The organism is Caulobacter sp. LARHSG274 (assembly GCF_052871235.1).
The window spans coordinates 65,284-86,251 of sequence record NZ_JBIXJO010000011.1 but is presented as its reverse complement, the minus strand read 5'-3'; the positions used below and the strand labels follow the sequence as shown (position 1 = coordinate 86,251).

20 protein-coding genes and 1 pseudogene are annotated in these 20,968 nt (G+C 69.9%); 7 read left to right on the top strand and 14 right to left on the bottom strand.

Annotation, left to right across the window (positions count from 1 at the left end; genetic code table 11):
- The first annotated feature begins 34 nt into the window (after positions 1-34).
- The 3 genes from addA (at position 35) to ACIPQB_RS17370 (ending at position 5,657) form a co-directional block, all read left to right on the top strand.
- Positions 35-3,496, top strand: a complete 3,462-nt coding sequence (addA, locus tag ACIPQB_RS17380) for a double-strand break repair helicase AddA (protein ID WP_446486509.1) — start codon at positions 35-37, stop codon at positions 3,494-3,496.
- Positions 3,497-3,621: 125 nt separating this feature from the next.
- A complete protein-coding gene (gene trxA / locus ACIPQB_RS17375; RefSeq protein ID WP_446486508.1) occupies positions 3,622-3,957 on the top strand; it encodes a thioredoxin in 336 nt (111 codons plus the stop codon).
- Positions 3,958-4,172: 215 nt separating this feature from the next.
- Entirely contained in the window at positions 4,173-5,657 is a 1,485-nt protein-coding gene (locus ACIPQB_RS17370; RefSeq protein WP_446486507.1) for an FAD-dependent monooxygenase, read from the top strand.
- A gap of 15 nt (positions 5,658-5,672) precedes the next feature.
- Here ACIPQB_RS17370 and ACIPQB_RS17365 read toward each other — a convergent pair whose 3' ends face one another.
- From ACIPQB_RS17365 to ftsY, 4 genes are all read right to left on the bottom strand, one after another.
- The gene (locus ACIPQB_RS17365) at positions 5,673-5,783 is read right to left on the bottom strand and encodes a hypothetical protein (RefSeq protein ID WP_018061233.1); all 111 of its coding nucleotides are present in this window, start codon (positions 5,781-5,783) and stop codon (positions 5,673-5,675) included.
- A gap of 106 nt (positions 5,784-5,889) precedes the next feature.
- A complete protein-coding gene (locus ACIPQB_RS17360; RefSeq protein ID WP_446486506.1) occupies positions 5,890-6,477 on the bottom strand; it encodes a MarR family winged helix-turn-helix transcriptional regulator in 588 nt (195 codons plus the stop codon).
- A 110-nt stretch (positions 6,478-6,587) separates the two neighbouring features.
- On the bottom strand, positions 6,588-7,223 hold the full coding sequence (locus ACIPQB_RS17355; protein ID WP_446486505.1) for a septation protein IspZ: 636 nt from the start codon (positions 7,221-7,223) through the stop codon (positions 6,588-6,590).
- A 3-nt stretch (positions 7,224-7,226) separates the two neighbouring features.
- On the bottom strand, positions 7,227-8,168 hold the full coding sequence (gene ftsY / locus ACIPQB_RS17350; RefSeq protein WP_446486504.1) for a signal recognition particle-docking protein FtsY: 942 nt from the start codon (positions 8,166-8,168) through the stop codon (positions 7,227-7,229).
- A 115-nt stretch (positions 8,169-8,283) separates the two neighbouring features.
- On the opposite strand from ftsY, the pseudogene ACIPQB_RS17345 reads away from it, so the two are divergent.
- Both ACIPQB_RS17345 and ACIPQB_RS17340 read left to right on the top strand, forming a co-directional pair.
- A pseudogene (locus ACIPQB_RS17345) lies at positions 8,284-8,909 on the top strand (trimeric intracellular cation channel family protein).
- Positions 8,906-9,463, top strand: coding sequence for a hypothetical protein (locus ACIPQB_RS17340; RefSeq protein WP_446486503.1), 558 nt, complete (start codon positions 8,906-8,908; stop codon positions 9,461-9,463). Before ACIPQB_RS17345 ends, ACIPQB_RS17340 begins: the two are co-directional and overlap by 4 nt.
- Here ACIPQB_RS17340 and ACIPQB_RS17335 read toward each other — a convergent pair.
- From ACIPQB_RS17335 to dapF, 6 genes are all read right to left on the bottom strand, one after another.
- Positions 9,454-9,627, bottom strand: a complete 174-nt coding sequence (locus ACIPQB_RS17335; RefSeq protein ID WP_446486502.1) for a hypothetical protein — start codon at positions 9,625-9,627, stop codon at positions 9,454-9,456. The two genes, ACIPQB_RS17340 and ACIPQB_RS17335, sit on opposite strands and share 10 nt — an antisense overlap.
- 151 nt (positions 9,628-9,778) lie before the next feature.
- A complete protein-coding gene (locus tag ACIPQB_RS17330; RefSeq protein ID WP_446486501.1) occupies positions 9,779-10,225 on the bottom strand; it encodes a GFA family protein in 447 nt (148 codons plus the stop codon).
- Positions 10,226-10,233: 8 nt separating this feature from the next.
- Positions 10,234-11,307: an endonuclease/exonuclease/phosphatase family protein gene (locus ACIPQB_RS17325; protein ID WP_446486500.1), complete on the bottom strand. Its 1,074-nt coding sequence runs from the start codon at positions 11,305-11,307 to the stop codon at positions 10,234-10,236.
- 8 nt (positions 11,308-11,315) lie between these two features.
- Positions 11,316-12,602: a tRNA (N(6)-L-threonylcarbamoyladenosine(37)-C(2))-methylthiotransferase MtaB gene (gene mtaB / locus ACIPQB_RS17320; protein ID WP_446486499.1), complete on the bottom strand. Its 1,287-nt coding sequence runs from the start codon at positions 12,600-12,602 to the stop codon at positions 11,316-11,318.
- A complete protein-coding gene (locus ACIPQB_RS17315) occupies positions 12,599-13,057 on the bottom strand; it encodes a DUF7832 domain-containing protein (protein WP_446486498.1) in 459 nt (152 codons plus the stop codon). Before ACIPQB_RS17315 ends, mtaB begins: the two co-directional genes overlap by 4 nt.
- Positions 13,054-13,905 (bottom strand): diaminopimelate epimerase, encoded by an 852-nt coding sequence (gene dapF / locus ACIPQB_RS17310; RefSeq protein WP_446486497.1) that lies wholly within the window; start codon positions 13,903-13,905, stop codon positions 13,054-13,056. The genes ACIPQB_RS17315 and dapF overlap by 4 nt, the downstream gene beginning before the upstream one ends.
- A 139-nt stretch (positions 13,906-14,044) precedes the next feature.
- Here dapF and ACIPQB_RS17305 point away from each other — a divergent pair, with 139 nt between their 5' ends.
- A complete protein-coding gene (locus ACIPQB_RS17305) occupies positions 14,045-16,201 on the top strand; it encodes a prolyl oligopeptidase family serine peptidase (RefSeq protein ID WP_446486496.1) in 2,157 nt (718 codons plus the stop codon).
- Positions 16,202-16,315: 114 nt separating this feature from the next.
- Positions 16,316-17,398 carry a GNAT family N-acetyltransferase gene (locus ACIPQB_RS17300; protein WP_446486495.1) on the top strand — a complete coding sequence of 361 codons (1,083 nt, stop codon included), beginning with the start codon at positions 16,316-16,318 and terminating at the stop codon, positions 17,396-17,398.
- A 3-nt stretch (positions 17,399-17,401) separates the two neighbouring features.
- Here ACIPQB_RS17300 and ACIPQB_RS17295 read toward each other — a convergent pair whose 3' ends face one another.
- From ACIPQB_RS17295 to ACIPQB_RS17280, 4 genes are all read right to left on the bottom strand, one after another.
- Positions 17,402-17,554 carry a hypothetical protein gene (locus ACIPQB_RS17295; RefSeq protein ID WP_446486494.1) on the bottom strand — a complete coding sequence of 51 codons (153 nt, stop codon included), beginning with the start codon at positions 17,552-17,554 and terminating at the stop codon, positions 17,402-17,404.
- A gap of 127 nt (positions 17,555-17,681) precedes the next feature.
- A complete protein-coding gene (locus tag ACIPQB_RS17290) occupies positions 17,682-18,020 on the bottom strand; it encodes a DUF2218 domain-containing protein (protein WP_446486493.1) in 339 nt (112 codons plus the stop codon).
- A 5-nt stretch (positions 18,021-18,025) separates the two neighbouring features.
- The gene (locus ACIPQB_RS17285) at positions 18,026-18,589 is read right to left on the bottom strand and encodes a PadR family transcriptional regulator (RefSeq protein ID WP_446486492.1); all 564 of its coding nucleotides are present in this window, start codon (positions 18,587-18,589) and stop codon (positions 18,026-18,028) included.
- 229 nt (positions 18,590-18,818) lie between these two features.
- On the bottom strand, positions 18,819-20,957 hold the full coding sequence (locus ACIPQB_RS17280) for a M3 family metallopeptidase (RefSeq protein ID WP_446486491.1): 2,139 nt from the start codon (positions 20,955-20,957) through the stop codon (positions 18,819-18,821).
- Between the last annotated feature and the right edge of the window lie 11 nt (positions 20,958-20,968).

Genomic DNA, 20,968 nt, shown 5'->3' with positions numbered 1-20,968 from the left:
CGGGCCCCTCCCTCTCCCCACGGGAGAGGGGTTCATGATCGACCCCCAGCGCATCGCCGCCGACCCGGCCATCTCGGCCTTCGTCACCGCCAACGCCGGCTCAGGCAAGACCAAGACCCTGATCGACCGCGTCGCCCGGCTGCTGCTGGCCGGCTCGACGCCGGAGGCGATCCTTTGCGTCACCTACACCAAGGCCGCCGCCGCCGAGATGCAGCGCCGGCTGTTCGAGCGGCTGGGCGAGTGGTGCGTCACCCCCGACGCCGAGCTGCGCCGCCAGGTCGGGGCGCTGGAGGGCCGCGATCCGGCGACCTTCAGTCCTGGCGAGCTGTCGCGGGCCCGGGGCCTGTTCGCCAAGGCGCTGGAGACGCCGGGCGGCCTGAAGATCCAGACCATCCACGCCTTCTGCGAGAAGCTGCTGCGGCGCTTTCCGCTGGAGGCCGGGGTGTCGCCGGGCTTCACGGTGATGGACGACGCGGCCTCGGCGGCGATCGCTCAGGGGGCGCTGCGGCAGGTGGCGGCCTGGGTCACCGACCATGACGACGCCTTCGCCCAGGCCTATGCCCGGTTCTCGGTGGCGCTGGACTTCAACGCCTTCCAGGCGATGTTCGCCACCTTCGAGAGCCAGCGCGGGGCGATCGCCGCCTATCTGGCCGCCCAGGGCGGGCTGGCCGGGGCGATCGAGGACGTCTGGAAGGTCTGCGGCTTCCACTACGGGGCCAGCAGCGTCGAGGCGGTGACCGCCGAGGCCATGGCCGAGCTCGACCGCGACCTGTGGCGGGCCGTGGCCGAGGTGCTGCTGGGCGGCGGCAAGACCGACGTCAAGTGCGCCGGCCAGATGCTGGCGGTGGCCGACGATCCCGACGCCGGCCTCGACCAGGCCCTAGCGGCGCTGTTTACCGAGCGGGGCGCGGGGACGCCGGCGACCTGGCCGGCCAAGACCTCGGGCCTGAAGGGGCGCGAGGACCTGCGCGCCCGCCTGCTGGCCGAGCAGGAGCGGCTGGAGGAGGCCCGCGAATGGCTGCGCGCCGCCCGGGTGGCCGAGGACAGCGCCGACGCCCTGCGGCTGGCGGGGCTCTATATCAGCTCGCACCAGGTCGAGAAGGCGGCCCGCGGCGCGCTGGACTTCGCCGACCTGATCGACCGCACCCGCGTGCTGCTGACCGAGAAGGTCGATGCGGCCTGGGTGCTCTACAAGCTGGACGGCGGCATCGACCACATCCTGCTCGACGAGGCGCAGGACACCGCCCCCGACCAGTGGGCGATCCTGCGGGCCCTGACCTCGGACTTCTTCGCCGGCGAGGGCGCGGCGCGCTGGAGAGGCGGCGAGGACGCCCGCACCCTGTTCGTGGTCGGCGACGAGAAGCAGTCGATTTACTCCTTCCAGGGGGCCGATCCCCAGCGGCTGCTGTCGGAGACCCAGGCCTATATCGCCCAGATCACCGCCGCCGAGCGGGTCGGCAAGGCCGTGCCCCTGACCATGTCGTATCGCTCCACGGTGGAGGTGCTGAGCTTCGTCGACGCCCTGTTCTCGGCCCCCGAGACCCGCTCGGGCGTGCCGGCCCCGGCCGGCGAGGACCTGGTGCGCCACCAGCCGTTCCGGGTCGACCACAAGGGCTGCGTCGACCTGTGGCCGCTGGAGCGCGAGCCGGCCGGCGAGGAGCGCGAGGCCTGGGACGCGCCGCTCGACGCCGAGAGCCAGCACGGCGCCAACCGCCGGCTGGCCGAGAAGATCGCCGCCGAGATCGCCGCCCTGGTGGCCCGCGGCGACGCGGTGTTCGACAAGGAGGACAAGGTCTGGCGCCCGGCCCATTTCGGCGACGTGCTGGTGCTGGTCCGCCGGCGCAAGGCGCTGTTCGAGGAGGTGCTGCGGGCCCTCAAGCGCCGGGGCGTGCCGGTGGCCGGGGCCGACCGCCTGAGCCTGTCGGCCCACATCGTCTTCGACGACCTGCTGGCCCTGGGCCGCTTCTGTCTGTTCCCCGACGACGACCTGACCCTGGCGGCCCTGCTGAAGAGCCCGTTCTGCGGCCTGTCGGACGACGACCTCTACGCCCTGGCCAAGGACCGCGCGCCGGCCACCCTGTGGAGGACGCTGAACGGTCGGGCCGACGAGCGGCCGGCCTGGGCCGCCGCCCGCGGCCTGCTGCGCTGGGCCCTGGCCGAGGCCCGCCGCCGTCAGCCCTTCGAGTTCTACGCCCTGCTGCTGGGCCGGGTGGACGAGACCGTGCGCTCCAACCGCGCCAAGGTCCTGACCCGGCTGGGCGAGGAGGCGGCCGAGGCCCTGGACGAGTTCCTGGCCCAGGTGCTGGCCGCCGAGCAGCGCGGCGTCCGCGACCTGGAGAGCCTGGTCGCCGACTTCGCCAGCCTCGACATCGTCGTCAAGCGCGAGATGGAGGGCGTCCGGCGCGAGGTGCGGGTGATGACCGCCCACGGGGCCAAGGGCCTGGAGGCGCCGATCGTCTTCCTGCCCGAGACGACGATGAAGGGCGGGGCGCGCGGCTCGCCGCTGATGGCGACCGAGGAGGGCGGCTTTCTGTGGTGCGCGTCCAAGGCCAATGACTGCGAACCCTCGGCCCGGGCCCGCGAACGGCGCGAGAAGAAGGACGCCGAGGAGGCCCTGCGGCTCTACTACGTGGCCCTGACCCGGGCGCGCGATCGCCTGGTCCTCTGCGGCCGCATCGACGCCCGGACCAAGGACGAGAACGTCGGCGGCTGGTACGCCGCCGCCCAGGCCGCCTTCGCCCATCCGGACGTCGCCCCGGGCGTGCGGGAGATCGACCAGGACGGCCGCCTGCGCTTCGGCCCCGACCCGCTGCGCCTGGACGCCGCGGCGCCGCCCGAAGGACCCGCCGAGGTTCCGACGCCCGCCTGGACCCTGGCGCCGGCCCGGCCGGAGACCCCCGCCGCCCGCTACGCCGCTCCCTCGACCCTCGAGGACGAGGCCCGGGGCGGCGCCCCCTCGCCCCTGGCGGCGGTGTCGGGCCTGGGCCGCTACCGGCGCGGCGAGATCATCCACCGCCTGCTGCAGCTGCTGCCCGACATCGACCCCGCCGCCCGGCGCGCTGCGGCCGACCGGCTGCTGGCCGCCGAGCGCGACCTGACCGCCGACCAGCGCGCGGAAATGGCGGCCGCGGCGTTCGGAGTGCTGGAGGACGACCGCTTCGCCCGGGTGTTCGGCCCCGGCTCGCGGGCCGAGGTCGCCCTGGCCGGCGGGGCCGCGGGCCTGCCCCAGGGGCTGGCGATCTCCGGCCGCGTCGACCGGCTGGTGGTGACGCCGGACGCGGTGCTGGTCGTCGACTACAAGACCAACCGCCCTTCGCCCGCCCGCATCGACGACGCCGACCCGGCCTATCTGGGCCAGATGGCGATCTATGCGGCGGTGCTCGCCCAGGTGTTCCCGGACCGGCCGGTGGAGGCGGCGATCGTCTGGACCGACGGTCCCAAACTCATGGCGATACCAGAAAAGGTGATGGCCCAGGCCCTGGCCCGGCTGTTCTAGAGCATTGCCGGCGGGGGTCGGGACCCCTAAATCTTGCAGCAAGACGGGGCGCGAATCCCCAAACCCTTGTTTCCCGCGCGCGCCGGCGAGGCTTTCGCCGCCGGGCGCCCAGATGGAGCTGACCGATGAGCACCGTAGCGGTGACCGACGAATCCTTCGAACGCGACGTCCTGCAGGCCGATAAGCCGGTGCTGGTCGACTTCTGGGCCGAGTGGTGCGGTCCGTGCAAGCAGATCGCCCCGGCCCTGGAGCAGATCTCCGAGGAACTGGCCGACCACGTCACCGTCGCCAAGATCAATATCGAGGACAGCCCGACCACCCCGTCGCGCTACGGCGTGCGCGGCATCCCGACCATGATGCTGTTCCGCGGCGGCCAGATGTCGTCGATGAAGGTCGGAGCCATGCCCAAGGCCAAGATTCTCGAATGGCTGAACGAAGCCGGCCTGCAACAGCCGGCCTAAGCGTCCAGGCCTGATGGCGCGCAGCCGCCCGCCTCGCCGACGCGAGGCGGGCGGTTTGCGTTTTGGAGTACGCCGCACGCCCGCGGAAATGTCGCGGCGAGCTCGCATTCATCTCCCGGCATTCTGGAGATGGGCGCAAAATAACCGCGTTCAAGAATTGCCGCGCGCCGAAATATCCGCAGCTTGTGGAGCCCTCATCGCAGCAGGAGGGTGACATGATCCAGCACGACGTACTGATCGTCGGCGGCGGCCCGACCGGACTGATGCTGGCCGCCGAACTGGCGCTGGCGGGCGTGGACGCCGTGGTCATCGAACAGCGCCCGAACCAGGATCTGTTCGGCCGTCGCGCCGGGGGCCTGCACGCCCGCACGCTGGAAATCCTCGACCAGCGGGGCGTGATCGACCGCTTCCTCGCGGCGGGCCGCAAGGCCCAGGTCGCCGGCTTCGCCTGGATGCCGCTGGACATCAGCGACTTCCCGACCCGGCATAATTACGGTCTCGCCCTCGCCCAGCAGCCGACCGAGCGCCTGCTCGCCGACTGGGTCGAGGACCTGGCCGTGCCGGTGCTGCGCGGTCAGGCGGCAGCTCAGATCCACCAGGACGACGCGGGGGTGGAGGTCGTCCTGTCCGACGGCGCCCGCCTGCGCGGCGCATATCTGGTCGGCTGCGACGGCGGGCGCAGCCTGGTGCGCAAGGCCGCCGGGATCGCCTTCCCCGGCTCGGGGCCGACGATCAGCCATATCATCGCCGAGGCGAAACTGGCCCAGACGCCGGAATGGGGCATGCGTCACGACGCGCAGGGGCTGCACGGGCTGAACCCGCTGCCGGACGGCTCCGGCGTCGGAATCCTGGTCAGCGAGTCCCAGCTGGGGCAGGCGGGTGAGCCCAGTCTGGAGGACCTGAAGGCCGCCCTGGTCGCCGTCTACGGCACGGACTACGGCGTCCATGATCCGGCCTGGATCTCCCGCTTCAACGACGCCGCCCGGCAGGCGTCCGCCTATCGCGCGGGCCGGATGCTGCTGGCCGGAGACGCGGCGCATGTCCACTACCCCGCCGGCGGCCAGGGCCTGAACCTCGGCATCCACGACGCGGTCAATCTCGGCTGGAAGCTCGGGCAGGTCGTCCGGAAGATCGCCCCCGAGAGCCTGCTCGACAGCTACGAGCGCGAGCGACGTCCCGTCGTCACCCGCGTCCTGCGCAACACCATGGCCCAGGTGGCGCTGCTGGGCCGCCTCGACGACCGCAAGGCCGCCCTGCGCGAGGTGATGGCCGAGCTCCTGCAGTTGGACGCGCCGCGCGCCTGGCTCGCCGGCATGATGTCGGGCCTGGACATCTGCTACGACCTTGGCGCGGGACATCCCCTGCTCGGCCGCCGGATGCCCGACCTCGACCTGGCGACCGCGGACGGGCCGGTCCGGACCTATGAGCTTCTGCACGCGGCCCGCCCCGTGCTGCTCGACCTTGGCTTGGCGACCCGCCCGGACCTGGCGGCCTGGACCGGTCGCCTCCGGCTTGTCGAGGCGTGCTATGCCGGCCCCTGGCGGCTGCCGGTGCTGGACGAGGTTCCGCCTCCCCTCGCCGTGCTCATCCGCCCGGACGGCTATGCCGCCTGGGTAGACAGCGACGGACGCGCGGACGGCCTGTCGGCGGCGCTTGCGGCCTGGGCCGGTCCCGCCCAGCCGACGGTCGTCTCGCCGTGAGACGAAGGAACGGCGCTACTTCTTCCCCGGCGTGACGATGAACGGCGAGACCGAGGCCGGCGCCGTCTTCTTGTCGGCCTTCGGTTTGCGGACTTCCTTGTTGGACTTCTTCTGACCCTTGGCCATGGCGGCTCCTGCCAGGACGCTCGCGCGCCGGGGAGGTCCAGCGGGCCGAGCCGCCCTTTCGGCGTGACGCGATCCTAGAGGGTCGCCCGGCCGGCGCCTAAGGGTTTCACGCCGCCTTCTTGGCGGCCTTGTCCTTCTTGGGTTTCTTGTCCTTCTTGCCGTCCTTGTGAGCCGGCTTGTCGGCCTTCGGAGCCTTGATCTTCTTGGCCTTGGGCTCGGCTTCGGCGGCGTGGACGTCGGAGGCGGCCATTTCGCCGAGCAGTTCGAGGAAGCCCTCGCGCTTGCTGGGCTTGAGCAGGGCCAGGATGCGGCTGTCGGCCATGGCCGCCTTGGGACGGCTCTCCTCCAGCACGGCGGCGCCGGCCGGGGTCAGGCGGACGGTGTTGGCGCGGGCGTCGAGATCGGAACGCTGGCGCTCCAGGTGGCCCTTGGCGATCATCCGGGCGACCATGTCGGCCAGGGTCGAGCGGTCGATGCCGGTGGCGCGGACCAGACCCGTCTGGGTGACGCCCTCGTTCTCGGCCACGGCGGCCAGCACCGCGAACTGGCGCTGGGTGACGCCGGTGGCGCCGCTCTCCTCGGTGTAGATGTCGAGCGCCAGCTGCAGGACCCGGTGCAGCAGATGGCTGGGGGAACGCTCCAGGACGCCGCCGTGTCCGGCCTTGCCGTCCTTGTCGCCCTTGGTCTTGGCCATGGTCCGTCGTCCCTCGTTTCCGTCGACGGACTTCTAAATACCATGGTTCCAAGTCGATTTGACGACAGATGGTCCGTGGGCGGCCGAAGCCGGATGGGCCGGCGAGAGATCTAGAAACCGGCGTCCGGCGGCTCGGGAGGCGCGGCCTCATCGCCCTTGGCCATGTGCTTCATCATGAACGGCGCCTGGCTCAGCGAAAACAGCAAGGCCAGCGGCAGCAGGCCGATGCGGAACTTCACCCACATGTCGGTGCTCTGGGTCATGCGGACGATCTCGTTGGCCACAGCGGCGAAAGCGAAATAGCCGCCATAGCGCAGGGTCAGGGTCCGCCAGGCGGCGTCGGGCAGGTGCACCGCCTCGCCCATCAGCGCCTTGAGCGGCGCGCGGCCCGTCAACACCCCGCCGATCATGAACGCGGCCAGGGCGGCGTTGACCACCGTCACCTTGACCTTCACGAACACGTCGCTGTGGAACACCAGGCCCAGGACCCCGAAGATCAGGGCCATGACGCCGGAGAACAGCGGCAGCAGGGCCACCCGGCGCTCGACCAGATAGCCCAGGGCCAGGGCCAGGGCCGAGGCGGCGACCAGCACCCAGGTGGCGGTCTGGAAGTTCTTGGTGGTGAAGAAGGCGACGGCGAAGGCGATCGGCGCGCCGTAGTCGACGGCGGTCCGCACCCAGGCGGCTTGCTTCTTGTGGCCGGTCTCTGGTGCGCGCGCGCGCGCGGGCGGAGGCGTGTCGGTCATGGCTCAGTCCTCCAGCCCCACCAGCGAGCGCGAGAAGGCCCGCGCGTCGAACGGTTGCAGGTCGTCGACGCCCTCGCCGACCCCGATCAGCTTGATCGGGCTGTCGCTGGCCCGGGCCACCGGCACCAGCACCCCGCCGCGCGCCGTGCCGTCCAGCTTGGTCATCACGATGCCCGAGACCCCGACTTGGTTGCCGAAGATCTTCTCCTGGGCCAGGGCGTTGCGGCCGACCGTGGCGTCGAGCACCAGCAGGGTCTCGTGCGGGGCGTCCGGATCGACCTTCTTGAGCACCCGGATGACCTTCAGCAGCTCGTCCATCAGCCCCTGCTTGTTCTGCAGCCGGCCGGCGGTGTCGATCAGCACCACGTCATGGCCCTCGAGCTTGGCGCGCTCGACGGCCTCATAGGCCAGGGCGGCGGCGTCGGCCCCGGGCGGGCGCGACATGAAGTCGGCCCCGGCCCGGTCGGCCCAGACCTTCAGCTGCTCGACGGCGGCGGCGCGGAAGGTGTCGCCGGCGGCGATCAGCACCTTGGCGCCTTTTCCAGTAAGGTCCGACGCGATCTTGCCCAATGTGGTGGTCTTGCCCGAGCCGTTGACGCCGATGAACAGCACCACATAGGGCCTGGGGCCTGACAGCGGGTCGAAGCTGCCCTCGCGGTCGACCAGTTCGGCGGCGACCAGCTCGGCCAGGGCCTCCTTGACCTCGGTCTCGGTCGAGGACTTGCCGAACCGCGCCTTGCCGAAGGCGTCGGCGATGCGGGCGGCGATCTGCGGGCCCAAGTCGGCCTCGATCAGCATCTCTTCCAGCTGGTCCAGCTGTTCCTGGTCCAGCGGCTTCCTGGTGAAGGCGCCGGCGACCTGCTCGGTCATCGCCTGGGACGACCGGGCCAGGCCGGAGGTCAGGCGCTGGAACCAGCCTTTTTTCTGCTCGGGCTTTTCGTTCATGGCGTTCCTTTAGAGCGTGGCGGCTGAAAGTGTGAGCGGTTTCAGCGTCCGCCACGCTCCAATAAATAGGGATGGAGCCTGAGACAGGCTCCATCGGCCGTGGCATGAAACGCCAATGGACGCTCTGTCGACCACGCTGTTCTGGCTCGATTACGCCGCCGTCGCCGTGTTCGGCGCGACCGGGGCGCTGGCGGCCGCGCGGCGCAAGCACGACATCATCACCTTCGGCTTCTTCGCCGCCATCACCGGGATGGGCGGCGGCACCCTGCGCGACCTGCTGATCGGCGCGCCGGTGTTCTGGGTGCAGCGGCCAGGTTACGTGATGGTCTGCCTGGCGGCGGCTGTCGTCGTCTGGCTGCTGGGCAAGCGCGGCTGGCGGTTCCGGGCCCTGCTGTGGCTCGACGCCCTGGGCATGGCCGCCTACGCCGTGGTCGGCACGGCAAGGCTCTCAGCCTGGGCGTCCATCCGTTCACCGCGGTGGTGATGGGCGTGCTGACCACCGCCTTCGGCGGCATCCTGCGCGACGTGCTGGCCGAGGAGCCGAACCTGCTGCTGCGCCGCGAGATCTACATCACCGCCGCCCTGCTGGGGGCCGGCGTGTTCGCGGGCCTGACCTTGCTGGGCGCGGCCTTCTGGCCGGCAGGAATCGCCGGCTTCGCCGCCGCCTTCGGCCTGCGAGCCTGCGCGATCAAGCTGGGCTGGAGCCTGCCGGGGTTTGCGGGGGGCGAGGAGCGGGCGTGAGCGAAGAGCGGGAAATCCTCATTCCGGCCGGTACGGCCCTGGACGTCCTAGTGCTGGTGGCCGCACTGCCCCTCGCCGTCTTCACCCTGGGGTGCTGCCTCTACTTCCTGATCTTCCCCGATACGCTTCTCCCTCCGGAGGGGCCGCAGATCCCGTTCCTGTCGAGGACGGTTTCCGACCTTGCGATCACTTGCACGGCCCTGGCGGCGGCGACGGTCTGGCTTTGCGCACGCGGGTTCGGGGCCTTGTGGCGCGCGGTCGACCGCCGGCCCATGCTCGTGGTCGACGCCTACGGCCTGACCTTCCACCCCTCTCTTTGCGGCCAGGCGGCGCCGTGGGGAAATATCCTCCGCATTCGCCAGGCCGGATGGCGCTCGCCGTACCATCTCGAGATCCTCCTGCGGCGACGCGTCTGGGCGGTTGAAGCGCCGTGGACGAGCCGGCGGATCCGCATCGGCGGCCTCTATCTCGGAGGCTCGGGCTTCGTGCCGCCCGAACTGATCGCGCGGCTGGTGGAGCTTGCGAGCCGCAACGGGAGTGAAGTTCAGGGCTGAATGCCCGTCTTCACTTCGTATTCGGCCAGCAACAGGCCCAGGCGCTCGAAGCGATCGCCGTCCTCGCTGCCGGCCGGGGGTTCGTTGTCGAAATAGGCTTCATAAACCGCCAGGGCCGCCAGGTAGTCGGCCTCGTCGCGAATGATACTGATCTCCTGTTCCACTCACCGTCTCCGGATCGATCCTGTCATAGTCCGTTTGCCGCGAAGCGGACCGGCGCCGCGTCCTTCGAGACCCGCTACGCGGGCGCCTCAGGATGAGGAATATCGTAGTTTACCGCCTTCGCGGGGATGAACGAAAAAGCTGGGAACGCGCTCAGGTGTCGTGGTCAGGGTGCTGGCGGCTGATCACCGGTCCCGACGGCCCCTGCGGCGGGCGCACCGGCAGATCGGCCAGGTGGTCCATCCAGGCCGGGCGGCCCTCGACGGCCAGCTGCACCACCGGCTCGACCCGGGACGGATCGTCGAAGGCGAACACCGCCAGGTCGATCCGCTCGGCGCTCCATTCGAAGGTCAGCGGCGTGCCGCAGGCCGCGCAGAAGCCGCGCCGGATCGCGTCGGAGCTCTGAAAGCCGGCCGGGGCCCCGCGGGTCCAGGTCAGGCCGGCGACCGCCACGGTCACCAGCGCCCCGAACGGCCCGGCGAAGGCCTTCTGGCACATGCGGCAGTGGCAGATCGAGGCGCGGCCGACCTCTCCCTCCACCCGGAAACGCACCGCGCCGCACTGGCAGCCGCCGGTCAGGGGCGAGGACGGATCAGGCATGGAGGGCCTCAGGGCTGGGGAGCGGGCAGCGGCGTCAGGCGGAAGGTCACTTCATAGGCGTCGTGATCGGACAGCACCGGCCCACCGGTGGCCGAGCCGTCGAAGCGGGCCTCGACCTGGATCGGCCGGATCGCCACCCGGTCGCCGGCCTTGAAGCCGATCAGGTCCTGGGTGTCGAGCCAAGGGGCGTCGCCGTCGGCCGAGATCTTGGCGTCGCAGCTCTGCGGCGTCTGGAAACAGACCTGGCTGACCACCTCGAACGGGTAGCGCTGCATCACATAGTCGTAGCGGTCGGGCGCGTGCATGACGTTGAAGTCGCCGCCGACGATCAGCGGGGCGCCCGGGGTGCGGTCGGCCTGCATGAACCGCCCCAGCTCGGCCGCCTGCAGGTGGTGGGCGACGCGGTTGCGGTTGCGCGGCACGCCCGAGGCGCCCTTGGAGTTCAGGTGGGTGTCGGCGATCTCGACCGGAACCGGCAGGCCCGGCACGTCGAGGCTGACCAGCATCACCCCCTTGTTGGCCAGGCAGTCGAGGCCGGCGCAATAGTGGTAGGCGTGCGACTTGACCCAGTTGATTGGGTGGTCGCTCAGCACCCACAGGCCGCTGGAGCCCCATTTGCCCCAGCCCTCGCCCTTGCGACGGTACTTCACGCGCTTGTAGCGCGGCCGGTCGTCCCGGCTGAGCAGGCTGCCGTCGCGTTGCTTCTTGCGCGGGCCGCGGGCGACATGGGGATAGCCGCTCCGTTCGATCAGGTCGGCGACCTCGGCCCGAAAGCCCTCCTGCAGCAGTACGACGTCGGGCTGCAGGCCCCGGGCGCGCAGGGCCGCCAGCTGCTCGCCGATGGCCTTGAGCTTGGAGCCGCGCCCGGTCCGCACCGGCCAGGGGAGGCCCTCGACATTGTAGGTCATCACGCTCAGCGTCACCGGCCGGATAGGGCCGACCGGCTGGAACGGGGCGGGCGGGGTGTCCTCGGTGGCCGGGGCGGGGAAGGTCAGGACGACCGGCGGCGCCTGGGCCTGGGTTTGCGCCAGGGCGGCCGGGGCGGCGGTCAGCAGGGCCGCGGCCAGGGCGGCGGTCGTCAAGATCGAGTTCAGGCGGCGAGCTCCGCGATCACCCGGGTTCCGTCATGGCCGGTGACCCGGAAGGCGGCGATCTGGCCCTGCGGGGCGGCGCCCCCCGAGGCGGGATCGAAGGCGATCTCGGTGAAGTCCTCGGCCCGGGCCACGCCGTCGCGCTCGACCAGGCCGGAGAGGATGCGGCCCACCTGGCGGCCCAGATGCCGCTCCAGCCCCGCCTGGCCCGCTTCGCGCAGGCGCCGGGCGCGGTCCTTGATCACCGGACCCTTGACCGGCGGCATCCGGGCGGCCGGGGTGCCGGGCCGGGCGCTGTAGGGAAAGACGTGCAGGAAGGCCAGGCCCGCCTCCTCGACCAGCCTCAGGGTGTTCTCGAAGGCTTCGTCGGTCTCGGTCGGGAAGCCGGCGATCAGGTCGGCGCCGAAGGCGGTGTCGGGGCGCACGGCCCGCACGCTCTCGACCAGCCTCAGGGCGTCGGCCCGGCTGTGGCGGCGCTTCATGCGCTTGAGGATCAGATCGTCGCCGGCCTGCAGGCTCAGGTGCAGATAGGGCATCAGCCGCGGCTCGGTCTCCAGCAGCCTGAACAGGTCCGGATCGATCTCGGCGGCGTCGATCGACGACAGCCGCAGGCGCGGCAGGTCGGGGACCAGCCGCAGGATGCGGCCGACCAACTGGCCCAGGGTCGGCTGGCCGGGCAGGTCGGCGCCCCACGAGGTGACGTCGACGCCGGTCAGCACCACCTCGTTATAGCCCTCGGCGGCCAGGCGGCGGACCTGCTCGACCACCTCGCCGGCCGGGGCCGAGCGCGAATTGCCGCGACCATAGGGGATGATGCAGAAGGTGCAGCGGTGGTCGCAGCCGTTCTGGACCTCGACATAGGCCCGGGCGCGATCCTTGAGGCCTGCGATCAGGTGGCCCGCCGTCTCCTTGATCGACATGATGTCGTTGACCCGCACGCGGGTGGAGGTGTCGAGCAGGGCCCCCGGCGCGGCCTTTTCGGCGTTGCCCAGCACCAGGTCGACCTCGGGCATGGCGGCGAAGGCGGCGGGGTCGATCTGGGCGGCGCAGCCGGTGACGATCAGCCGGGCGTCGGGCCGCTCGCGCCGCGCCTTGCGGATCGCCTGCCGAGCCTGGCGCACGGCCTCGTTGGTCACCGCGCAGGTGTTGAACACCACGGCGTCGCTGAGGCCGTCGGCGGCGGCCCGGGCCCGAATGGCCTCGGACTCATAGGCGTTCAGCCGGCAGCCGAAGGTGACGATGGCGACGTCGTCTTCATCGACCTTTATGGCGGTATCTTCGGTCATCGCTCGAAAAGCCGACCCAACAGGCCTGGCCTCTTCCACTTCTTGAATTGCTTGTCGATGTATGGGGCGATCAGGTCGTATGACACCCATGAATCCGGAATGTGATAGACAGAGGCAAGCTCAAGCGCCGTGCTCACCGCGCCGAGATCTCGATAGTAGCCTTTGGCATTGTAGTAGGCCTGCGCAAACGCATTGCCTTCGGGTGACAGATCCTCGTCGTGGAATTTCCCATCCAACAACTCTTCGCAAGCCTGAGCCGGCGTGACGCGACGGTCGATCAGTGACGCAAGACCCTCCGGAAAATCCTCACGATGAAGCTCCCCGGCTAAGTCGTGGATGGCCGCCCAAGCGAAAAACATCCCGATGTGCGTCCCACCGGCGACGGGCGGAAGATCATCAGGAAAATCTCCACCCGAATGCCAGTCGGCTTTGTCGTAGAGCACGGAGTCGGTCACGCCGCGACCCGCTCGGGCAGCTTGCCGGTGAATTCCAGGGTCACCGGGCCGGTCATGATCACGTGGCCGTCGCTCTCGCGCCACTCGATGGTCAGGGCGCCGCTCTCGAACTCGACCTTGGCGACCCGGTCGGTCAGGCCGCGGCGCACCGCCGCCACCTGGGCCGCGCAGGCCCCGGTGCCGCAGGCCGCCGTCAGGCCGGCGCCGCGCTCCCAGACCTTCAGCTGGATGTGGTCGCGGGCGGCAACGTGGGCGAAGCCGACATTGACCCCTTCCGGGAACAGGGGGTGATGCTCGATCAGGGATCCGGTCCCCCGCGCGAAATCGTCGCTGACCGGGGCGTCGACGAAGAACACCACGTGCGGATTGCCCATCGAGACGCAGACCGGGGTGTGGACCAGGGGCGCGTCGATCGGGCCGACCTGCAGCTCGACCCGGGCGGTGTCCATCTCCTCGGCCAGCGGGATCTGCCGCCAGTCGAGGCCGGGCGGACCCATGTCGACCGTCACCCGCTTGTCGCCGGCCATCACCCCCGACAGCCGTCCGGTCACGGTGTCGAAAGCCACGGACGTCTTCTTGGCCGACTCCATCAGCAGCCAGGCCACGCATCGGGTGCCGTTGCCGCAGGCCCCGATCTCCTCGCCGTCGGAATTCCAGAACCGCACATAGGCGCTGGCGCCCTCCGCCCGCGGCGGATCGATGGCGATCACCTGGTCGCAGCCTATGCCGCCGTCCCGCTTGGCGATGGCGCGGATCTCCTCCGCCGTCGGATGGAACGGCTGGGTGGCGGTCTCGAGCACGACGAAGTCGTTGCCCAGACCGTTCATCTTCAGAAAGGTGCGGCTCATGGTTCCGGCTATATAGTCGAAAAAACGTGGCCGCGTCAGGGCTGGGCGGAAGTTGCGGCCTTTTGGCCGTTTCGACGGGCCGCTGGCGTCGAACGGCGCCGCTGGCTAGGCTCTGTCATCATCGCCGATGGACGCCTACATGCGCAGCCTGCTTCTGGCCCTTCTCGCCTCCACGAGTCTCATGACCTCCACCTTTTCGACCACGGCCCAGGCGGCCGAACCCGCGGTTCCGGCCGACACCGAGGCCCGCACGCCGCTCACCGAACTGGGCAAGGACGATCCCTACAGGTGGATGGAGGAGATCGAGGGGACCCGCGCCCTCGACTGGGCCAAGGCCCAGAACGCCCACAGCCTGCCGGTGCTGCAGGGCGACGGGCGTTATGCCGAGCTCCAGGCCCAGGCCCTGGCCATCCTCAACGCCAAGGACCGGGTGCCGGGCGTGTCGTTCGCCGGCGACGGATCCCTGCGCAACTTCTGGCAGGACGCCGACCACGTGCGCGGCCTGTGGCGGGCGACGACGCTGGACAGCTACCGCACGGCCACGCCGCAGTGGCAGACGCTGCTCGACGTCGACGCCCTGGCCAAGGCCGAGAACGCCAACTGGGTGTTCAAGGGCGCGCAGTGCCTGCCGCCAGAGGACACCCGCTGCCTGGTCACCCTGTCGGACGGCGGCAAGGACGCGGTGACCATCCGCGAATTCGACACCGTCACGCGCAGCTTCGTTCCCGGCGGCTTCGTGCTGCCCGAGGGCAAGCAGAACGTCGAGTGGCTGGACCGCGACACCGTGCTGGTGGCCCGCGAATGGGAGCCGGGCCAGGTCACCAAGTCGAGCTATCCCTATGTGCTCAAGGCGCTGAAGCGCGGCCAGGCCCTGGCCGACGCCAAGGAGCTCTATCGCGGAACCGTCGACGACGTGTCGGTCGGCCCCAATGTGGTGCGCGACAGCGACGGCGTCGTCCAGGCGGTGCTGGCCTATCGCGGCGTCAGCTTCTTCGAGAACGAGACCTATCTGCTGGCCGACGGCGGCCCGATCAAGCTGCCCTTCCCGCTGAAGAGCTCGATCCAGGCCTATGTCGCCGGCCAGCTGGTGCTGTCGCTGGAGCAGGACTGGGCCGAGCGCGGCTTCAAGACCGGCGACCTGCTCAGCTTCGACCTGGCGGCGCTGAAGGCCGATCCGGCCAAGGCCGTCGCCACCCTGGTGCTGCGGCCCACCGCCCGCCAGTCGGTCGAACAGGTGGCCAGCACCCGCACCCGGCTGATCGTCGGCCTGCTCGACAACGTCACCGGCGCCGCCTACGCCTACGGCCACGGTCCGGGGGGCTGGACTTTCCGGAAGCTGGCCCTGCCGGCCAATTCGACGATCGGCGTGGGTTCGACCTCGGAGAAGGACGAGCGCCTGTTCGTCAGCGTCACCGGCTACCTGACCCCGACCACCTACTGGCTGGCCGACGCGGCCTCGCTGACGCTGGAGCAGGTCAAGGCCTCGCCCGCCCGTTTCGACGCCTCCACCCACGTGGTCGAGCAGTTCGAGGCGACCAGCCGCGACGGAGTCAAGATCCCCTATTTCGTCGTCCGTCCCAAGGCCGTGAAGTACGATGGCTCGGCCCCGACCCTGCTCTACGCCTATGGCGGCTTCCAGGTGTCGATGACCCCGGCCTATTCGGGGGTGATGGGCAAGCTGTGGCTGGAGCGGGGCGGGACCTATGTGGTCGCCAATATCCGCGGCGGCGGCGAGTTCGGGCCGCGCTGGCACGAGGCGGCGCTGAAGGAAAACCGCCAGAAGGCCTATGACGATTTCTTCGCCGTCTCGCAGGACCTGATCGACCGCAGGATCACCTCGCCCCGCCGCCTGGGGATCATGGGCGGCAGCAATGGCGGCCTGCTGATGGGCGTGGCCCTGACCCAGCGGCCCGAGCTCTACAACGCCATCGTCGTGCAGGTGCCGCTGTTCGACATGATCCGCTACAGCCAGATCGGGGCCGGCGCCTCTTGGGTGGGCGAGTACGGCGACCCGGCCATACCGGCCCAGCGGGCGGTGATCGCCAAGTACGACCCCTATTCCAACCTCAAGGCCGGCCGGCCCTATCCCGAGGTGTTCATCGAGACCTCGACCAAGGACGACCGCGTCCACCCGGCCCACGCCCGCAAGGCCGCCGCCCGGCTGGAGGACCTCGGCTATCCGGTGCTCTATTACGAGAACATCGACGGCGGCCACGCCGCCAGCGCCAACTTGGCCGAAACGGCCCGCCGCCAGGCCCTGGAATATGTCTATCTGTCGAAAAAGCTGATGGACTGACAGTCCGCAACCTGAAGAACGGCGTTCGCCGCGGCGTAAACCTCAGGGAAATCTATCGGGATCAAGATCGCCTCGATTTCGGCCGCATGTCCGCTGGCCGGAGCGAGGTTTGTCTTGAAGATCGACGTCGTCCCCGCCCTGGAACTGTCGCCGGAGGCCTGCGAGAGCTGGTCGGCCGCGCAGGCGTCCGATCCGCGGTTCGACAGCCCCTTCCTGTCGCCGCATTGGGCGCAGGCCGTGGCCCAAGCCCAGGGTCCGGCCAGCGGCGTGCGGGTGGCGATCCAGCGGGACGGGGCCGGCGAGGCCGCCGCCTTCCTCGCCGTACGCCAGCGCGGCCCCACCGCCATGCCGCCGGGCGCGCCGATGTGCGACTACCAGGCCGTGGTGGCCCGCCAGGACGTCACCGCCGACCCCCGCGCCATGCTGAGAGCGATGGGCGTCTCGCGCTACGATTTCTGCCACATGCAGGCCGAGGATCCGGGCTTTCGCGGCCACGGTCGCGGCCAGTGCACCTCATGGATCGTCGAGCTCGGCGACGGCTACGCCGCCTATGAGGCCGAGCGCCGGGCGGCCGGGATCGGCGTGCTCAAGGACATCGACAAGAAGCGCCGCAAGGTCGAGCGCGAGGTCGGGCCGGCGCGGTTCACCGCCCTGTCGGACTCGCGGGCCGACTTCGAGCAGCTGATCGCCTGGAAACGGGCCCAGCTGGCGGCGACCGGCCAGACCGACCTGTTCAAGACCCCCTGGGTGATGCGGCTGATCGAGGCGCTGCGCGAGGTCCGCGACCCGGCGTTCGGCGGCGGCCTCTACACCCTGCACCTGGGCGACGAGCTGGCGGCGGCGCATTTCCACCTGCGCGGCGGCGGCACGATTCACGGCTGGCTGATCGCCCACGACCCGCGCTTCGAGCGCTACTCGCCGGGCCTGCTGCTGTTCCAGGACATCCTGCGCGGCCTGGATTCCAGCCCCTACAAACGGCTGGACCTTGGGGCCGGCGACTATCGCTTCAAGCGCGAGCTGTCCAACCGCCAACAGATGGTGACGTTCGGCTTCCTGGGCGCGCCCTCGGTCTCGACCCTCGCCCGCCAGGCGGCCTATCGCGTGCGGCAAGTCGCCGAGGCCCTGCCGCTCGGACCGGTCTCGGCCCTGCCGGGCAAGGCGATGCGGCGGCTCGACGTGCTGCGCGGCCTGGGCTGACCTTCAGATCGCGTGCGCGATCAGCAGGACCAGGCCGCTCCACACCAGCAGATTGAAACCCGCGACGGCGATGAGCCGGGCCCCACGGCCATGGCCGCGATGCCGGGGATGGTCGGGCCGCGGGCGGAAATGGACGTTGTGAACCACGTGACCCATGGGTTTCCTCCGAAAGCTCTCTCGCTGGAGCTTGCGACGATAGAACGCCCGGTCGCGGGGTTGCGCAAGTAGGGTTAACGGCTCGTCCGGCGAAGAATTCCCCGAAAAGGCGATCGGCATCCGCCCCCTAGGCTGTAAGGCGGTTGATCCTCAACGCCGGCGGGTCGATCCGGCCGGCTTCCCAGGCCCGCGTCCAGGCCAGGCGGGTGACCGGCTCGCGGAAGGCGAATCGCAACAGGTGCTCGGCGACAACGTCCTCCAGCCGCGCGAGGCTCTCCATGACAGGAGCCTCGACGGTGACGTTCAGGCCGTCCGGCTCGGCCAGCATCACGCAGGTGCCGAGCGGCAGCGGGATGCGGGCCGAGGTCGCGTCAAGCGCGACCTCGAAGCGGTGCGACCAGTGCTTGGCCAACTGGGTCATGTAGCGGGCGGCCTTGTCGGTGGTCAGGCGGGCGTGGCTTTGCATGATCGCTAGACCCCTTCGATGGCGGCCGCCGCCTCGTCCAGGATCTTGGCGATGGCCGAGACCTGTTCGGCCGTCAGGGCGCCGGCGGTCAGCTTCAGGCGCAGGGCGGTCTTGATGTTCTCGCGGGCCCGCAGAATCTGCGGCGAGAAGGCGGCGCTCTGGGCGGCGGCCTCGGCCATCCGCGTGAACAGGCCGTGGACCGGCTGGCTGTTGCTGTCGAGGAAGGCCCGGCCCTCGTCGGTGATCGTGTAGAGCTTCTTGCCGCCGCCGGCGTCGGCCGCGGTGACGTAGCCCAGCTCCTCGAGCAGGGTCAGGGTCGGGTAGATCACGCCCGGGCTGGGGCTGTAGGCGCCGCCGGCGGCGGTCTCGACGGCCTTGATCAGCTCGTAGCCGTGGCTGGGCTTGTCGGCGATCAGCTTGAGCACGACCAGGCGCAGGTCGCCATGGTCGAAGAACCGACCCATGCGGCCGCCGCGACGATGATGGCCTTCATGGCCGTGGAAGCCGAACGGATGGCGGCTGTGATGGCCATGACGGCCGGGGTGGGGGTGGAAATGACGTCCAAACATTGAGAGTTCGATCCTGTTTCGTTATATCGGAATTATAGATATATCGGATTAGGATGGCGTCAAGAGTGGTTTTAGATATATCTGAAAAGTAAGCCGGCGCGCAGCATGACTCCCTTCCCCCTCGATGGGGGAAGGGTCGGAGATGGGGGTGACTGCTGAGTCGGCGGCGCGAGGAACGCTTCGCGTTCACCCCCATCCGCCGACGGGAAGGAAAAAGAACCTTGCCGCCCTACGCCCCCGGCGGAACCGGGAAGCCGCGGTCGCGCATCAGGGCGCCGATCTGCACGTCGCGGCCGCGGAAGCGGCGGAAGGCCTCGCCGGCCTCGATGGTGTTGCCGACGCTCATGATGTCGTCGTGCAGGCGCTTGGCCAGGGGCTTGTCGTAGAAGCCGCCCGGCGCCTGGGCGAAGGCCTCGGCGGCGTCGGCGGTCAGGGTGTCGGCCCAGATGTAGTTGTAATAGCCGGCCGAATAGCCGTCGCCCGAGAAGATGTGGCCGAACTGGGTGGGCCGGTGGCGCATGACGATCTCCGACGGCATGCCGATCTCGTCCATCGTCGTCTTCTCGAACGCCGCCGGGTCGATGGCCTGCCCTTTGGCCGCCAGGTGGATCTTCATGTCGTAGATCGCCGAGGCCAGGTACTCGACGGTCTTGAAGCCCTGGTTGAAGGTCTTGGCCTTCTCGATCTTGGCCACCAGGGCGTCGGGGATCGGCTGGCCGGTCTGGTAGTGGACGGCGAACTTGGTCAGCACCGGCTTGGTCGGCAGCCAGTGCTCGTTGAGCTGGCTGGGGAATTCGACGAAGTCGCGGACCACATTGGTGCCGGCCAGGGTCGGATAGGTGACATTGGAATTGAGGCCGTGCAGGGCGTGGCCGAACTCGTGGAACAGGGTGACGGCGTCGTCCCAGGAGATCAGCACCGGCTCGCCGGCCTTGCCCTTCACGAAGTTGCAGTTGTTGGAGACGATCGGCGTCACCTCGCCGCGGAACCGCTCCTGGCTGCGATACTCGCTCATCCAGGCCCCCGACTGCTTGCCGGCCCGGGCATAGGGGTCGAAGTACCACAGGCCCACGCGCTGCTTCCCATTGGGGCCGCCCTTGGTCACCTCCCAGACGCGCACGTCCGGATGGCAGACCGGCACGTCGCTGATCTGGGTGAAGGTGAAGCCGTAGAGCTGGCCGGCCGCCCAGTGGATGGCCTCGCGCAGCTTTTCCAGCTGCAGGTAGGACTTCACCTCGTTCTGGTCGAGGTCATACCGCGCCTTGCGGACCTTCTCGGCGTAGTGCCGGTAGTCCCAGGGCGCGATCTTGAACTTCGCCCCTTCGGCGTCGGCGACCTTCTGCATGTCGGCGACCTCCTCGTGGACGCGGGCCACGGCCGGGGCCCAGACCTGCATCATCAGGGCCATGGCCGCGTCCGGGGTCTTGGCCATCTGGTCGGCGGTGACCCAGTGGGCGTAGGTCGGAAAGCCGAGCAGCTGGGCCTTTTCGGCTCGCAGCTTGAGGATGCCGGTGATCACTTTCTTGTTGTCGTGGGCGTCGTTGTTGTCGCCGCGCGAGATCCACATCCGCCAGCCCTTTTCGCGCAGGTCGCGGCGCTCGGAATAGACCAGGAAGGGCTCCATCGACGAGCGGGTGTTGGAGAACAGCCACTTGCCCTTCAGGCCCTTGTCCTCGGCAGCCGCGGCGGCCGAGGCGCGGGTCGCCTCGGGCAGGCCGGCCAGGTCGGCCTCGGCGTCGAGCACCAGGGTGTAGCTTTCCTCGTCGGCCAGCTCGTTCTGGCTGAACTGGGTGTAGAGGCTGGCCAGGGCCTGGTTGATCTCGCCCAGCCGGGCCTTCTTAGCCTTGTCCAGCGCTGCGCCCTGGCGGGTGAAGTTGTTGTGGATCACCCAGGTCAGGCGCTTCTGCTCGGGCGTCAGGCCTGCGGTCTCGCGGGCGTCGTAGACCGCCTTGATGCGGGCGAACAGCTGCTCGTTCTGGATGATCTCGTCGCTGAAGGCCGCCAGCTTCGGGGTGGTCTGCGCCTCGACCTTCTGCATGGCCGCGTCGTTCATGGTCGAGGTGAACACCCCGAACACGGCGTTGATCCGGGTCAGGGCGCGGCCCGAATTCTCCAGCGCTGCGACGATGCTCTCGAAGGTCGGCGCCGAGCGCTTGGCGGTCAGGACGAAGATTTCCTGGCGCTCCTGGGCCATGGCCGCCTCGTAGGCCGGGCCGAACAGCTCGGGCTTGACCTTGTCGAACGGCGGCAGGCCGCCGTGCGGCCCCGTCCAGGGGGCCAGCAGCGGATTGTCGGGGGCGGTGGCTTTGGCGGTCATGGGGATCAGGGCCGTGGCGCTGGCGGCGGCGAGGAAGGAGCGACGCTTCAAGGCAGGGTCTC

Excerpts from the sequence above, each read along its gene's own strand:
- trxA (WP_446486508.1), top strand. The coding sequence starts at position 3,622 with ATGAGCACCGTAGCGGTGACCGACGAATCCTTCGAACGCGACGTCCTG.
- ACIPQB_RS17295 (WP_446486494.1), bottom strand. The coding sequence starts at position 17,554 with ATGGGTCACGTGGTTCACAACGTCCATTTCCGCCCGCGGCCCGACCAT.
- ACIPQB_RS17330 (WP_446486501.1), bottom strand. The coding sequence starts at position 10,225 with ATGCCTGATCCGTCCTCGCCCCTGACCGGCGGCTGCCAGTGCGGCGCG.
- ACIPQB_RS17365 (WP_018061233.1), bottom strand. The coding sequence starts at position 5,783 with ATGGCCAAGGGTCAGAAGAAGTCCAACAAGGAAGTCCGCAAACCGAAG.
- ACIPQB_RS17305 (WP_446486496.1), top strand. The coding sequence starts at position 14,045 with ATGCGCAGCCTGCTTCTGGCCCTTCTCGCCTCCACGAGTCTCATGACC.
- ACIPQB_RS17290 (WP_446486493.1), bottom strand. The coding sequence starts at position 18,020 with ATGCAAAGCCACGCCCGCCTGACCACCGACAAGGCCGCCCGCTACATG.
- ACIPQB_RS17360 (WP_446486506.1), bottom strand. The coding sequence starts at position 6,477 with ATGGCCAAGACCAAGGGCGACAAGGACGGCAAGGCCGGACACGGCGGC.
- dapF (WP_446486497.1), bottom strand. The coding sequence starts at position 13,905 with ATGAGCCGCACCTTTCTGAAGATGAACGGTCTGGGCAACGACTTCGTC.
- ACIPQB_RS17370 (WP_446486507.1), top strand. The coding sequence starts at position 4,173 with ATGATCCAGCACGACGTACTGATCGTCGGCGGCGGCCCGACCGGACTG.
- ACIPQB_RS17285 (WP_446486492.1), bottom strand. The coding sequence starts at position 18,589 with ATGTTTGGACGTCATTTCCACCCCCACCCCGGCCGTCATGGCCATCAC.
- addA (WP_446486509.1), top strand. The coding sequence starts at position 35 with ATGATCGACCCCCAGCGCATCGCCGCCGACCCGGCCATCTCGGCCTTC.
- mtaB (WP_446486499.1), bottom strand. The coding sequence starts at position 12,602 with ATGACCGAAGATACCGCCATAAAGGTCGATGAAGACGACGTCGCCATC.
- ACIPQB_RS17355 (WP_446486505.1), bottom strand. The coding sequence starts at position 7,223 with ATGACCGACACGCCTCCGCCCGCGCGCGCGCGCGCACCAGAGACCGGC.
- ftsY (WP_446486504.1), bottom strand. The coding sequence starts at position 8,168 with ATGAACGAAAAGCCCGAGCAGAAAAAAGGCTGGTTCCAGCGCCTGACC.